The sequence below is a fragment of the Paracoccus mangrovi genome (assembly GCF_042648425.1).
Taxonomy (GTDB): domain Bacteria; phylum Pseudomonadota; class Alphaproteobacteria; order Rhodobacterales; family Rhodobacteraceae; genus Paracoccus; species Paracoccus mangrovi.
Window position 1 is genome coordinate 108,908 of record NZ_JBHRXJ010000009.1, and the last position, 12,738, is coordinate 121,645.

A 12,738-nucleotide genomic window follows, 5' to 3' on the forward strand; every position below is an offset into this window, starting at 1 on the left:
GATGTCCTTTGAACAATGGCTGGCCTTTGCCGGTGCATCTGCGGTCCTGCTGGCGATTCCCGGGCCGACGATCCTTTTGGTGATTTCCTATGCGCTGGGGCATGGACGGAAATCGGCGGGCGCCACCGTCGGCGGGGTCGCGCTGGGGGATTTCACGGCGATGACGGCCTCGATGCTTGGTCTTGGGGCATTGCTTGCGACCTCGGCCACGCTGTTTGTCGCGCTGAAATGGATCGGAGCGGCCTATCTTGTCTATCTTGGCATCAAGCTTTGGCGCGCGCCGGTCGCATTGGCCGATCCTGCCGCCGATGCCGGCGAGCCGCCCCGGGAAAGGCCGCTGAGGATTTTCCTGCACACCTATGTGGTGACGGCGCTGAACCCCAAGAGCATCATCTTTTTCGTGGCCTTTCTGCCGCAATTTCTGGATGCCGCGCAGCCGATCCTGCCGCAGATGGTGATCTTTGAGACGACATTCCTTGTTCTCGCGATCCTGAATGCGGGGTTTTACGCGATGATGGCGTCGATGGCGCGCCAGTCGATCCGCCGGCCCGGCGTACAGCGGGCGGTCAACCGGGTCGGGGGCACGCTGATGATCGGTGCGGGCGCCCTTGCGGCCGGCTGGAAACGCGCGGCCTGATCCGGGGCGCGCCTGCTGATCCGGGGGCGGATCTTATTCGGACAGGCTTTCCGGCGTGAAGATCTGCACCGCCATATGGGCCGAGGCGACCGGCCCGTCGAGACGCCCCATATGGCGCGCCATAGTTTCCAGCGCCAGCCGCGCCTCAAGATGGGGATCCTGATCCAGCACCGCATGCAGGCGGCGCGCGCAAAGCAGGCGGCGACGGTTCGGGGTCAGCTCATGGGTGATGACATGGATGTCGCCCCGCCGGCCCAGACGGTCGATGGCATCGGTGATGCCGACGGTGCCGACCGACATGTGATAGATGCCACGGATCGCGGGATTGTCCGACAGCGCCTTGTGGACGCGGCGCGCGGTCAGGTCGAAATCCTCGTTCGTCTCGACGGTGCTGGCAATGCGACAGGCGGGGTGGCGCGCGGCCAGCAGGGCCTGAAAGCCGCGCGCCCGCGCCCTTTGCCCCGACAGATGGAAATCCCCCGCCAGAACCAGCACGTCGCCGCCCCTGTCGCCCAGAAACAGCCCCATCAGATCGGCCGCGATCCGGCCCGAGCGTTCGTCATCGGGCCCGATATAGGCCAGCCTGCCCGAGGCCTCGATATCGGTGACGATGGTGATGACCGGCACCTGGGCGCGGATGCTCATCAGGGCGGCGGCGATTTCGGGGCTGTCGCGTTCGGCGATGATCAGCCCGTCGCAGCGACCGGGCAGGGCCATGATCTTGCGCGCGGTCTCGTCGGGGCGGTCGATGCGGATATGGCTGATCGCGACCTGGATGTTCAGCGCGGCGATCAGCTTGCGCGCCGCCTCGATCCCCTTGCGCAGCTCGGCGTGAAAGGGGTTTTCGGGCGGCTGGATCATCACCACGATGCGCTTGGTCTGGCGATGGGTGTGGTCCAGCCGCCGGTCCAGCCCCAGTTCGCGCGCCGCGCGCAGGACGCGCTCTTCCTTGGCGGCATTGACGCCGCCGCGATGGTTGATGACCCGGTCCACCGTCGCCGGCGACACGCCCGAGGCCCGCGCCACATCCGTCAGCGTCGGCTTGCGGCCCATGCCTGCCCCCTGTTGATCCCCGGTGATCATGCCTAGCACGGGCCCCGGCCCGACGCAGCCGGAATTTGAGGGAATCCCATCAAATCTGTGATGGCTGAGGCCCCGGCGCGGCGCTAATCATTCCGCATCGGGGGCGCATGCCGCCCTTGGGAGGGAGCATCTGACATGTCGATGACTGTCACCACGGCGCCATGCTGCTGGGGCGTGGACGATATTGCCAATCCGCATCTGCCCGACTGGCGGCTGGTGCTGGATGAGGTCGCGGCCGCCGGCTATGGCGGGCTTGAGCTGGGGCCTTACGGATATATGCCGCTGGATGCGGCGGCGGTTTCGGCCGAATTGCGGGCGCGGCGGCTTTATATCGTCGCCGGCACCATCTTTGACAATCTGGTCGATCCGGGCAATCGCATCCGCCTGTTGCACCAGACGCATGAGATCTGTGCCCTGATCACCCAATTGCCCAAGCCGCCGCTGGCCCCCGGTCAACGGGTCGAGGCGCCCTATCTGACGGTGATGGACTGGGGGCATGACGAACGCGACTTTGCCGCCGGTCATACCGAGCGCGCGCCGCGTCTGGACGATGTCGCATGGGCCGGCATGGTGGCCAATATCCGCGCCATCGCCCGGCTTGCGCGCGACGAATACGGCGTGCGCGCGGTGATCCACCCCCATGCCGGCGGCTATATCGAATTTGGCGATGAAATCGCCCGCATTGCCCGCGACGTCCCCGAATCCGAGGCCGGCTTCTGCATCGATACCGGGCATTGCCACTATTCGGGGATGGACCCGATTGAGGTGCTGCAAACCTATTGGGACCGCGTCGAATACATCCATTTCAAGGATATCGACGCGGCGAAACATGCCGATGTCCTGTCCCGCCGCATCCGCTTTTTCGAGGCCTGCGCAGAGGGTGTGATGTGCCCGATCGGGCAGGGCGTGATCGACTATCCCGCCATCCACGCCTTTCTCACCGAACAGGGCTATGGCGGCTATATCACCGTCGAGCAGGAACGCGACCCGCGCAATTCGGGCGGCTCGCTGGCCGATGTCAAAGCCTCGCGCGACTATCTGAAATCGGTGGGCTTTGCCCGCAAGCATACGGAGCCGGCGGAATGATTGACGGACAGCGCAAGACCGGGGCGGCCATCCGCTGGGGCATGGTCGGCGGCGGCAGGGGCAGCCAGATCGGCTATATCCACCGCGCCGCCGCCACCCGCGACCGCTATTTCGATATGGTGGCCGGGGCATTCGATCTTGACCCCGCGCGGGGGCGGGCCTTTGGCACCGATCTGGGGCTGGATCCGGCGCGCTGCTATGCCGATTACCGGGCCATGTTCGCGGCAGAATCCGCGCGCCCCGACGGTATTCGCGGCGTGTCCATCGCCACGCCCAACAACACGCATTACGAAATCTCGAAAGCGGCGCTTCTGGCGGGCATCCATGTCATCTGTGAAAAGCCGCTGACCTTCACCACCGCCGAGGCGCTGGACTTGCAGCGCATCGCCCGGGACAAGGGCCTGATCGTCGGCGTGACCTATGGCTATTCCGGCTATCAGATGATCGAAGAGGCGGCCCGTCTGGTCGCCGATGGCACTCTGGGCGAAATCCGGCTGGTCAACCTGCAATTCGCCCACGGCTTTCATAACGAGGCGGTCGAAGAGGCCAATCCGGCAATCCGCTGGCGCGTCGATCCGAAATTCGCCGGGCCGTCCTATGTGCTGGGCGATCTGGCCACGCATCCCCTGTATCTGGCCGAGGTGATCTGTCCCGATCTGCGCATCCGCCGCCTGATGTGCGCGCGCCAGAGCTTTATCGCCTCGCGCGCCCCGCTCGAAGACAATGCCGTCACCCTGATGGAATACGAGGGCGGCGCCTTTGGCACGCTCTGGACCTCGGCGGTGAATGCGGGGGCGATGCACAGCCAGCGGGTGCGGATCGTCGGATCCAAGGCTTCGGTCGAATGGTGGGACGAACATCCGAACCAGCTGAGCCTGGAAATTCAGGGCCAGCCGCCGCGGCTTCTGGATCGCGGCATGGGCTATCTGCATCCCGAGGCGCTGGCCGATGACCGCATCAGCGGCGGCCATCCCGAGGGGCTGTTCGAGGCATGGGCCAATCTTTACGAACGCTTTGCCCTTGCCATCGAGGCCCATGACGACGGCGCGCCCGAGCGCGTGGCCGGGCTGCGCTATCCCGGGGTCGAGGCCGGGATCGAAGGCGTGCGCTGGGTCGAGAATTGCGTGCGCTCGGCCGATCAGGGGGGGATTTGGGTCGATTACCGGTGACGGTGCGGGCCGGCGGCAAGCCTCTTGCAATGAGGTGATGCCGGGATGATAGTTTTACATCAATTTCATGATGTGAATCCGACATGAGCCGCCCCACCATAGCCGATCTTGCCAAAGCCGCCGGTGTCAGCACCGCAACCGTGGACCGCGTCCTGAACGGACGCCATAATGTTCGGGAGGAAACCGTGAGACGCGTGCACGAAGCGGCCGAACAGATCGGCTATCACGGCGTCAACGTCATCCGCCACCGGCTTTGGGCCGACAAGCCCGAATTCCGTCTGGGTCTGGTGCTGCAAAAGCCGCGCCATCATTTCTATCAACAGGTGTTGGCCATATTCGAGGCGCAGGCCCGCGCCTGCACGGAACGCCGGGTGCGTGTCATCCCGCGCTTTGTCGAAAGCACCCGCCCCGAGGAACTGGCCGAGATCCTGCGCGGACTCAGGGGGCGGGTCGATGCGGTGGCGGCGACGGGTCTGGATCATCATGTGGTGACGCAGGCCGTGCAGGAACTGCGCGGCGCGGGCATCCCGGTCTATTCGCTCTTGTCCGATTTCGCGCAGGGCGTGCGGGAAAGCTATTTCGGGACCAACAACCTGAAGATGGGGCGCAATGCCGGCTGGTTCATCTCGAAACTGGCGCGACAGCCGGGCAAGGTCGGGCTGTTCGTCGGCGGCCCGCGCTTTCATGGCCACGAATTGCGCGAGACCGGCTTTCGCAGCTATTTTCGCGATGCCGCGCCGCGGTTCCAGCTTTTGGATACGCAGATCAATCTTGAAACGCGCGAGCTGACCTATGAGGCGACGATGAACCTGATCGGGCGCTATCCCGATCTGGTCGGGCTCTACGTCGCCGGCGGCGGCATGGAGGGCGCGATTCAGGCCGTGCGCGAATCCCGCGCGGTGCCGGGGCTGGTGCTGATCGTGAACGAACTGACGCCGGATTCGCAATCGGGCCTGCAAGACGATGTGGTCAGTGTCGTGCTGGCCACGCCGGTCCGGCAGCTGGCGGCGGATCTGATCGCGCTGATGATCGCGACCTCGGAAAAGGGCATGGCCGAGACGCCGGGACAGCGGTTCTTTCCGCCCGAGGTCTGGACGCCGGAGAGTGAGTTTATGATGTAATTGCATCATCCATCATGTCGGAAAGCATCATGGATGATGTAAACCGGCGCTCGAAGCCGTTGACCCAAGGGGGCGGATCGGGAATCGTGACCTGACGTCGGGACGTGGGGGACCCGACCAGACTGCACAGACGATGGACTGAAAACACCGCTTTTGGCGGACAGGATAGGTCTGTCCGATGGCGGGATCCGGGAAAGACACGGCGCCACCCGGACGCCGACAGAGGAGGAAACCAGAATGAAGAAATTCCTGATCTCGACCGTGCTGGCCGCAGGGATCGCAGGCTCGGCCTCGGCCGAGAATATCGGCGTCTCGATGGCGCTCTTTGACGACAACTTCCTGACCGTGCTGCGCAACGGCATGCAGGATTATGCCAATGGCATGGACGGCGTGACCCTGCAGATCGAGGATGCGCAGAACGATGTCGGCAAGCAGCTGAACCAGATTCAGAACTTTGTCGCCTCGGGCGTGGATGCGATCATCGTGAACCCGGTCGATACCGACGCCACCGTCGCCATGTCGAACGCCGCGGCCGAGGCCGGGATCCCGCTGGTCTATGTCAACCGCGAGCCGGTGAACGTCGACAGCCTGCCCGAGAAACAGGCCTTTGTCGCCTCGGACGAAAAGGAATCCGGCACCCTTCAGGCCAAGGAAATCTGTCGCCTGCTCAAGGAAAAGGGCAAGGGCGAAGGCGCCAAGATCGTCATCATGATGGGCGAACTTTCCAATCAGGCCGCGCGCATGCGCACCCAGGACGTGCATGACGTGGTGGCGACCGATGACTGCAAATTCATGCAGATCGTCGAGGAACAGACCGCCATGTGGTCGCGCACCCAGGGCACCGACCTGATGGCCAACTGGCTGTCGGCCGGGCTGGAATTCGACGCCGTGGCCTCGAATAACGACGAAATGGCGATCGGCGCGATCCAGTCGCTGAAAACCGCCGGCATTTCCATGGATGACATGATCGTGGGCGGCATCGACGCGACCGCCGACGCGCTGGCCGCGATGTCGGCGGGCGATCTGGACGTGACGGTGTTCCAGGACGCCGCCGGTCAGGGGCATGGCGCGGTTGACGCGGCGCTGAAGCTGTCGCGCGGCGAGCCGGTCGAGACCAAGATCTATGTGCCCTTCCAGCTGGTGACCCCGGCCAATCTGGCCGAGTTCCAGAAATAAGGATCGCCGGCGCTGGGCGATCCCCCGGCGCCGGTTCCCCGAAGCGGAGGAGAGGACCATGCCAGACGGCCAAGGTGCGAATGCGCGCGGCGTGTTCGAAGGTGAATACATCCTCGAAGTGGATCAGGTGCGCAAGGAATTCCCCGGTGTCGTGGCGCTGGACGATGTGCAGCTGAAAATCCGCCCCGGTTCCGTTCACGCCCTGATGGGCGAAAACGGTGCCGGCAAGTCGACCCTGATGAAGATCATTGCCGGCGTTTATAACCCCGACCGGGGCGAGGTGCGCTTTGCCGGGCGCAAGCTGGATATCCGCACGCCACTGGACGCGCTGAATTCCGGCATCGCCATGATCCATCAGGAACTGAACCTGATGAACACGATGACGGTCGCCGAAAACATCTGGATCGGGCGCGAGCCCAAGAACGGCCTTGGCCTGATCGATCACGGCGAGATGCGGCGCATGACGCAGGCGCTGTTTGACGATCTGAACATCCGTCTGGATCCGGCCGGGATGGTCGGCGATCTGACGGTCGCGCAAAAGCAGATGGTCGAGATCGCCAAGGCGGTCAGCTTTCATTCCGACGTGCTGATCATGGACGAGCCGACCAGCGCCATCACCGAGGCCGAGGTCGAGCATCTGTTCCGCATCATCCGCGACCTGCGGGCCAAGGGCGTGGGCATCGTCTATATCACCCACAAGATGAGCGAACTCTTTGAGATCGCGGACGAATTGACGGTGTTCCGGGATGGCAAATACATCGCCACCGTCGCCGCGCAGGACGTGACCCGCGACGACATCATCAAGATGATGGTCGGGCGCGAAATCACCGACATGTTCCCGAAAGTCGATTGCCCGATCGGCGACACCATCCTTGAGGTGAGAAACCTCACCCTGCCGGGCGTTTTCGAGGATGTCAGCTTTACCCTGCGCCGGGGCGAGATTCTGGGCGTGGCGGGGCTGGTCGGATCGGGGCGCTCGAACGTGGCCGAGGCGGTCTTTGGCGTGCGCCCGGCGCAATCGGGCGAAATCCTGATCGATGGCAAGCCCGTCGCCGTGACCTCGCCGCCGGTCGCGATGCAATACGGCATGGCCTTCCTGACCGAGGATCGCAAGGAAACCGGCTGTTTCCTGAACCTCGACTGTATCGAGAATATCCAGGTGGCGCTTTTGTCCACCGGCAAGGTCGACAATCGCGGCTTCGTCAATCAGCGCGAGGTCAACCGCCTGGCCGAGGAATATGCCGAAAGGCTGCGCGTCAAGACGCCGAACCTTGCCGAGACGGTGGCGAACCTCTCGGGTGGGAACCAGCAAAAGCTGCTGATCGCGCGCTGGCTTCTGACCCAGCCGCGCATCCTGATCCTGGACGAGCCGACGCGCGGCATCGATGTCGGCGCGAAATCCGAAATTCACCGGCTGATCACCCAGCTTGCCGGGCAGGGCGTCGCCGTCCTGATGATTTCCTCGGAACTGCCCGAGGTGCTGGGCATGTCGGACCGCATCATGGTCATGCACGAAGGCCATGTGAGCGGTTTTCTGGATCGCGCCGAGGCCGATCAGGTGCGGGTCATGGAACTCGCGGCGAAGTAATTCGGAGAAGTGAACATGGCAACGCAAGACACGAATTTCGAACGGGCCGCGCCCAAGGCGCATCGCAAGATGCCGCCCGAGGTCAATATCCTGTTGGTGCTGGTGGGGATCGCGCTGGTCTTCGAGGTGCTGGGCTGGATCTTTCAGGGACAGTCGTTTCTGGGCAATATCGGCCGGCTGAAGATCATGATCCTTCAGGTCTCGGTCATCGGGATTATCGCCGTGGGGGTGACGCAGGTCATCATCTCGGGCGGGATCGACCTGTCCTCGGGCTCGGTCGTGGGCGCGGTGGCGATGGTGTCGATGAGCCTTGCACAGGCGGCGGGCTATGACCGCGCGGTCTATCCGGCGCTGACCGGGCTGCCGGTGATCGTGCCTCTTGCCGTCGGTCTGTTATGCGGGGCCGCGGCGGGGTTCGTGAACGGCTGGCTGATCGCCTATACCAAGATCCCGCCCTTTATCGCCACGCTGGGCATGATGGTGACGGCGCGCGGTTTCGCCAAATGGTACACCAAGGGTCAGCCGATTTCCTTTCCCAGCGAAAGCTTTGCTGCGCTGGGACAGGGGATGATGCCGGTGGTGATCTTTCTGATCGTGGCGGCGATCTTTCATGTGGCGATGAAATACACCCGCTACGGCAAGTTCACCTATGCCATCGGCGCCAATGCGCAGGCCGCCCGCGTCTCGGGGATCAATGTCGAAAAGCATCTGGTCAAGATCTACATCGTCGCGGCGGTGCTGGCCGCGCTGGCCGGGATCGTGGTCGCCGCGCGCGGCCAGACCGCACAGGCCGGCATGGGCACGATGTACGAACTGGACGCCATCGCCATGGCGGTGATCGGTGGCACCTCGCTGACCGGGGGGCGCGGCTCGATCATCGGCACCTCGATCGGCATGATCATCTTTGGCGTCATCATCTCGGGTTTCACCTTCCTGCGGCTGGACGCCTATTATCAGGAAATGATCAAGGGCGTGATCATCGTCGCCGCCGTGATCGTCGACACCCAGCGTCAGCAAAAGCGCGGCAAAAAGAGCTGATTGCCCGCGTTTCGGGCGCGGCGGTTCTTCCTCCCGCCGCCGCGCCCGGTTTTTCGAAATCTCTGGCCTCTTAACCATGATCCCGATCGCACAAGGACCCAAGCGATGATCAAGTTCCTGAAACTGAGCGTCTGTGCCGCCACCCTGACCATGGGGGCCGCCGCCGCCCATGCCGAAACACGCGTCGGCGTGTCGATGACCAGCTTTGACAATCCGTTCCTGACCATCCTTCTGAACGGCATCCGCGCCGAGGGCGCCAAGCATGCCGATCTGGAACTGGTGGTCGAGGACGCCCAGCTGGACGTCGCCAAACAGCTCAATCAGGTTCAGAACATGGTCGCCAATGGCGTCGATGCCATCGTGGTGAACCCGGTCGATGGCGCGGCGACCCCCGCCATGACCAAGCTGGCCGTCGATGCCGGGATCCCGCTGGTCTATGTAAACCACCCGCCCGCCGAACATGCCGCGATGCCCGCAGGCACCAGCTTTGTCGGCTCGAACGAGATCGACTCGGGCACCATGCAGACCAAGGCTGTCTGCGAGATGCTGGGCGGCAAGGGCAATGTGCTGGTCCTTATGGGGCCGCTGGAAAACGAGGCCTCGATCATCCGCACCAAGGATATCGAGGACGTGATCGCCACCGAACCCTGCACCGGCATGAAGATCGTCGACAAACAGGTCGGCAACTGGAACCGCACCCAGGGCGCGGACCTGACCACCAACTGGCTGACCTCGGGCGTGGAATTCGACGCCATCATTTCCAACAATGACGAAATGGCCATCGGCGCCATTCAGGCGCTGAAAGGCGCGGGCGTGGATATGGGCAAGGTCGTTGTCGCCGGCATCGATGCGACGCCCGACGGGCTTGCGGCGATGGAGGCGGGCGATCTGGACGTGACGGTGTTCCAGAACGCCACCAGACAGGGCGAGGTGGCGCTGGAAACCGCGCTTGCCATGGCGGGCGGCCAGAAGGCCGAGGGCAATATCTGGATCCCGTTCGAGCCTGTCACCCGCGAGAACATGAAAGATTACAAATGACCCGGCCGGCCCGGGGGCGATATCGCGCCCCCTGGCCGGAATGCGAAAGGAATGACTGATGAAGATCGCGCTTGACCCCTTCATGCACCGCCATCTGTCGCTTGAGGACCTGCCCTCGAAGGTGGCAGAGCTGGGCTATGACTGGATCGAACTTTCCCCGCGTGCCGATTTCCTGGAATGGTTCAAGGCGCCGCGCGTCTTTCCCGACCGCGTGAAATCGTTCAAGAAAGCGCTTCGCGACGCCAATGTCGGCATCGCCAGCCTGCTGCCGATGTACCGCTGGGCCAGCAATGACGAGGTGGAACGGCAAGCCGCCGTCAAGCACTGGAAACGCGCCATCGAAATCGCGGTCGAGCTGGGCGTCGATACGATGAACAGCGAATTCGGTCGCGGCCCGCATCCCGACAAGGGGTCCTGCTATTGCTGCCATACCGGCTCGATGATCGAGGCCTGCGAGGACGCATGGTGGCGCAGCATGGACGAGCTGGTCCCGATCTTTGAACGTGAAGGCATCAACCTGCATGTCGAACCCCATCCCGAAGACTGGTGCGAGACGATCCAGCCGGCGCTGGACATCATCCGCACCGTGAACAGCAAGCGGGTCAAATTCCTCTATTGCGCGCCGCATACCTTTTATTTCGGCGACGACACCAAGGCGATGCTGCGCGAAAGCGCCGACGTTCTGGCCCATGTCCATGTCGGCGACACCTTCAACCACAAGGCCAGCTCGGGCCTGCGCTATATCCTGAACCCGCCGGGCACGCAGGCGCGCATCCATCAGCATCTGGATATCGGTCAGGGCGAGGTGCCCTGGGACGATTTCTTTGGCACGCTGGCCGAGGTGGGGTTCGATGGCATCATGACCGCCTGCGTCTTCGCGTGGGAGGACCGGGCCGATGCCTCGGGCAAGTTCATGCGCAGCGAAATGCAGCGCTATGTCGATACATACTTCAAGTGAGGGAACGCGAATGACCGTCAGAATTGGTGTCATCGGAACGGGCATGATCGGCCGCGACCATACGCGGCGCATCCAGCAGGTGCTGGCCGGGGCCGAGGTGGTTGCGCTCAGCGACTATCACCCCGATGCGGCGCGCGCCGTGCAGGCCGATCTGGCCCCCAAGGCCCGCGTCTATGACAAGGGCGAGGATCTGATCGCGGCCGATGACGTGGACGCGGTGCTGGTCACCTCGACCGGGGCCACGCATGAACCCTATGTGCTGGCCGCCATCGCCGCCGGCAAGCCGGTCTTCTGCGAAAAGCCGCTGGCCACGACCGCCGATGGTGCGAAACGCATCGTCGATGCCGAAGCCGCCTTTGGCCGCCGGCTGGTGCAGGTCGGCTTCATGCGCCGCTATGATGCGGGCTATGTCGCACTGAAGGCCGCCGTCGACAACCTGATCGGCGCCCCGATCATGGTCCATGCCGCGCATCGCAACCCGACCGTGCCGGAACAATATGTGACGCCGATGGCGATCCATGACACGTTGATCCATGAAATCGATGTGCTGCGCTGGCTGTTGAACGACGATTACGTTTCGGCCCGGGTGCTTTTCCCGCGCAAGGCGGCACGGTCCCATGGCAAGCTGCGCGATCCGCAGGTGGTGGTGCTGGAAACCGCCAAGGGCGTGCTGATCGATGTCGAGATCTTCGTGAACTGTCATTACGGCTATGACATTCAATGCGAAGTGGTGGGCGAGGACGGGATCGCCAAACTGCCCGAACCCATGGCCATCCAGACCCGTCTGGACGCCAAGCTGCAAAACCCGATCCTGACCGACTGGAAGGACCGTTTCGTCGACAGCTACGATGTCGAGCTGAACGATTTCATCAAGGCGGCGGCGCAGGGCACGGCGGCCGGCCCCAGCAGCTGGGACGGCTATGTCGCGGCGATCAACTCGGATGCCTGTGTCACCGCGCAGGAACGCGAGGGCGAGGCCGTCGCCATCACCCTGCCGGCGCGGCCGGCGCTTTACGACTGAGGATGCGGACCATGCGTTTCGCCATCAACCATATCTCGGCCCCGAAGCTGTCCCTGGCGGAATTCTTTGCCATGTGCCGGCGCCTTGGCGTTTCGGAGGTCGAGATCCGTAACGACATTCCCGACGTTCTGGGGACCATGTCCGCCGCTGCGGTCCGGGCCGAGGCCGCGGCGCAGGGCATCACCATCCTGTCGATCAATGCGCTTTACCCGTTCAATCTCTGGTCGGGCGATCTGCCCGACCGGGCATTGCGCATGGCCGATTACGCCGCCGAATGCGGCGCGCAGGCGCTGGTCATGTGTCCGCTGAACGATGGCCAGAAGGTCGCGCATTCGCGTGTGGTCGAGGCGCTGGACGCGATGACGCCGATCCTGAAGACGCGCGGCTTGACCGGGCTGGTCGAGCCGCTGGGCTTTCCGATCAGCTCGCTCAGGACCAAGGCCGAGGCCATCGCCGCCATGACAGAGGCGGATGAGGACGGCACCTATCTGCTGATGCATGACACATTTCACCATCATCTGGCCGGCGAGACGGTCTTTTATCCAAACCGGACCGGGCTCGTACATATCTCGGGCGTGACCGATCCGGCGGTGGCGGTGGACGACATGCTGGACGCGCATCGGGTGCTGGTCGACGGGGCCGACCGGCTGGAAAACATCGAACAGATCCGGGCCTTGCAGGCGGGCGGCTATGCCGGACCGTTCAGCTTTGAACCCTTTGCGCAACAGGTACACGATCTTGACGATCCCGAGGCCGCCTTGCGCGAAAGCATGGACCATATCCGCGCCGCGCTGGCCTGACGCGCGGATCGGTCGGATCGGGT

General features: G+C 63.7%; 12 protein-coding genes. 11 read left to right on the top strand and 1 reads right to left on the bottom strand.

Annotated elements, in window-relative coordinates; genetic code table 11:
- Position 1: 1 nt before the first annotated feature.
- Positions 2-637 carry a LysE family translocator gene (locus ACFOMH_RS13015; protein WP_377744949.1) on the top strand — a complete coding sequence of 212 codons (636 nt, stop codon included), beginning with the start codon at positions 2-4 and terminating at the stop codon, positions 635-637.
- Between the two features lie 33 nt (positions 638-670).
- Here ACFOMH_RS13015 and ACFOMH_RS13020 read toward each other — a convergent pair whose 3' ends face one another.
- A complete protein-coding gene (locus ACFOMH_RS13020) occupies positions 671-1,720 on the bottom strand; it encodes a LacI family DNA-binding transcriptional regulator (protein WP_377745026.1) in 1,050 nt (349 codons plus the stop codon).
- Positions 1,721-1,855: 135 nt separating this feature from the next.
- Between ACFOMH_RS13020 and ACFOMH_RS13025 the strand changes: the two genes are divergently transcribed.
- The 10 genes from ACFOMH_RS13025 to ACFOMH_RS13070 all read left to right on the top strand — a co-directional run bounded on the left by ACFOMH_RS13025 (position 1,856) and on the right by ACFOMH_RS13070 (position 12,715).
- Positions 1,856-2,806, top strand: coding sequence for a sugar phosphate isomerase/epimerase family protein (locus ACFOMH_RS13025; protein ID WP_377744951.1), 951 nt, complete (start codon positions 1,856-1,858; stop codon positions 2,804-2,806).
- Complete coding sequence (locus ACFOMH_RS13030; RefSeq protein ID WP_377744953.1) at positions 2,803-3,975, top strand: Gfo/Idh/MocA family protein; 1,173 nt, start codon at positions 2,803-2,805, stop codon at positions 3,973-3,975. The genes ACFOMH_RS13025 and ACFOMH_RS13030 overlap by 4 nt, the downstream gene beginning before the upstream one ends.
- A gap of 83 nt (positions 3,976-4,058) precedes the next feature.
- On the top strand, positions 4,059-5,096 hold the full coding sequence (locus tag ACFOMH_RS13035; protein WP_374423346.1) for a LacI family DNA-binding transcriptional regulator: 1,038 nt from the start codon (positions 4,059-4,061) through the stop codon (positions 5,094-5,096).
- A gap of 237 nt (positions 5,097-5,333) precedes the next feature.
- Positions 5,334-6,272 carry a sugar ABC transporter substrate-binding protein gene (locus ACFOMH_RS13040; RefSeq protein ID WP_374423348.1) on the top strand — a complete coding sequence of 313 codons (939 nt, stop codon included), beginning with the start codon at positions 5,334-5,336 and terminating at the stop codon, positions 6,270-6,272.
- Positions 6,273-6,330: 58 nt separating this feature from the next.
- On the top strand, positions 6,331-7,860 hold the full coding sequence (locus ACFOMH_RS13045; RefSeq protein WP_377744955.1) for a sugar ABC transporter ATP-binding protein: 1,530 nt from the start codon (positions 6,331-6,333) through the stop codon (positions 7,858-7,860).
- A 15-nt stretch (positions 7,861-7,875) separates the two neighbouring features.
- Complete coding sequence (locus ACFOMH_RS13050; RefSeq protein WP_374423352.1) at positions 7,876-8,898, top strand: ABC transporter permease; 1,023 nt, start codon at positions 7,876-7,878, stop codon at positions 8,896-8,898.
- Positions 8,899-9,003: 105 nt separating this feature from the next.
- Positions 9,004-9,936 (top strand): sugar ABC transporter substrate-binding protein, encoded by a 933-nt coding sequence (locus ACFOMH_RS13055; RefSeq protein ID WP_374423354.1) that lies wholly within the window; start codon positions 9,004-9,006, stop codon positions 9,934-9,936.
- Positions 9,937-9,994: 58 nt separating this feature from the next.
- Positions 9,995-10,894 (top strand): sugar phosphate isomerase/epimerase family protein, encoded by a 900-nt coding sequence (locus tag ACFOMH_RS13060; protein ID WP_377744957.1) that lies wholly within the window; start codon positions 9,995-9,997, stop codon positions 10,892-10,894.
- 10 nt (positions 10,895-10,904) lie between these two features.
- Positions 10,905-11,915 (top strand): Gfo/Idh/MocA family protein, encoded by a 1,011-nt coding sequence (locus ACFOMH_RS13065; RefSeq protein ID WP_377744959.1) that lies wholly within the window; start codon positions 10,905-10,907, stop codon positions 11,913-11,915.
- An 11-nt stretch (positions 11,916-11,926) separates the two neighbouring features.
- Positions 11,927-12,715, top strand: a complete 789-nt coding sequence (locus tag ACFOMH_RS13070; RefSeq protein ID WP_377744960.1) for a TIM barrel protein — start codon at positions 11,927-11,929, stop codon at positions 12,713-12,715.
- Positions 12,716-12,738 lie beyond the last annotated feature (23 nt).

Coding starts and splice junctions, on each gene's coding strand:
- ACFOMH_RS13015 (WP_377744949.1), top strand. CDS start 2: ATGTCCTTTGAACAATGGCTGGCCTTTGCCGGTGCATCTGCGGTCCTG.
- ACFOMH_RS13020 (WP_377745026.1), bottom strand. CDS start 1,720: ATGATCACCGGGGATCAACAGGGGGCAGGCATGGGCCGCAAGCCGACG.
- ACFOMH_RS13025 (WP_377744951.1), top strand. CDS start 1,856: ATGTCGATGACTGTCACCACGGCGCCATGCTGCTGGGGCGTGGACGAT.
- ACFOMH_RS13030 (WP_377744953.1), top strand. CDS start 2,803: ATGATTGACGGACAGCGCAAGACCGGGGCGGCCATCCGCTGGGGCATG.
- ACFOMH_RS13035 (WP_374423346.1), top strand. CDS start 4,059: ATGAGCCGCCCCACCATAGCCGATCTTGCCAAAGCCGCCGGTGTCAGC.
- ACFOMH_RS13040 (WP_374423348.1), top strand. CDS start 5,334: ATGAAGAAATTCCTGATCTCGACCGTGCTGGCCGCAGGGATCGCAGGC.
- ACFOMH_RS13045 (WP_377744955.1), top strand. CDS start 6,331: ATGCCAGACGGCCAAGGTGCGAATGCGCGCGGCGTGTTCGAAGGTGAA.
- ACFOMH_RS13050 (WP_374423352.1), top strand. CDS start 7,876: ATGGCAACGCAAGACACGAATTTCGAACGGGCCGCGCCCAAGGCGCAT.
- ACFOMH_RS13055 (WP_374423354.1), top strand. CDS start 9,004: ATGATCAAGTTCCTGAAACTGAGCGTCTGTGCCGCCACCCTGACCATG.
- ACFOMH_RS13060 (WP_377744957.1), top strand. CDS start 9,995: ATGAAGATCGCGCTTGACCCCTTCATGCACCGCCATCTGTCGCTTGAG.
- ACFOMH_RS13065 (WP_377744959.1), top strand. CDS start 10,905: ATGACCGTCAGAATTGGTGTCATCGGAACGGGCATGATCGGCCGCGAC.
- ACFOMH_RS13070 (WP_377744960.1), top strand. CDS start 11,927: ATGCGTTTCGCCATCAACCATATCTCGGCCCCGAAGCTGTCCCTGGCG.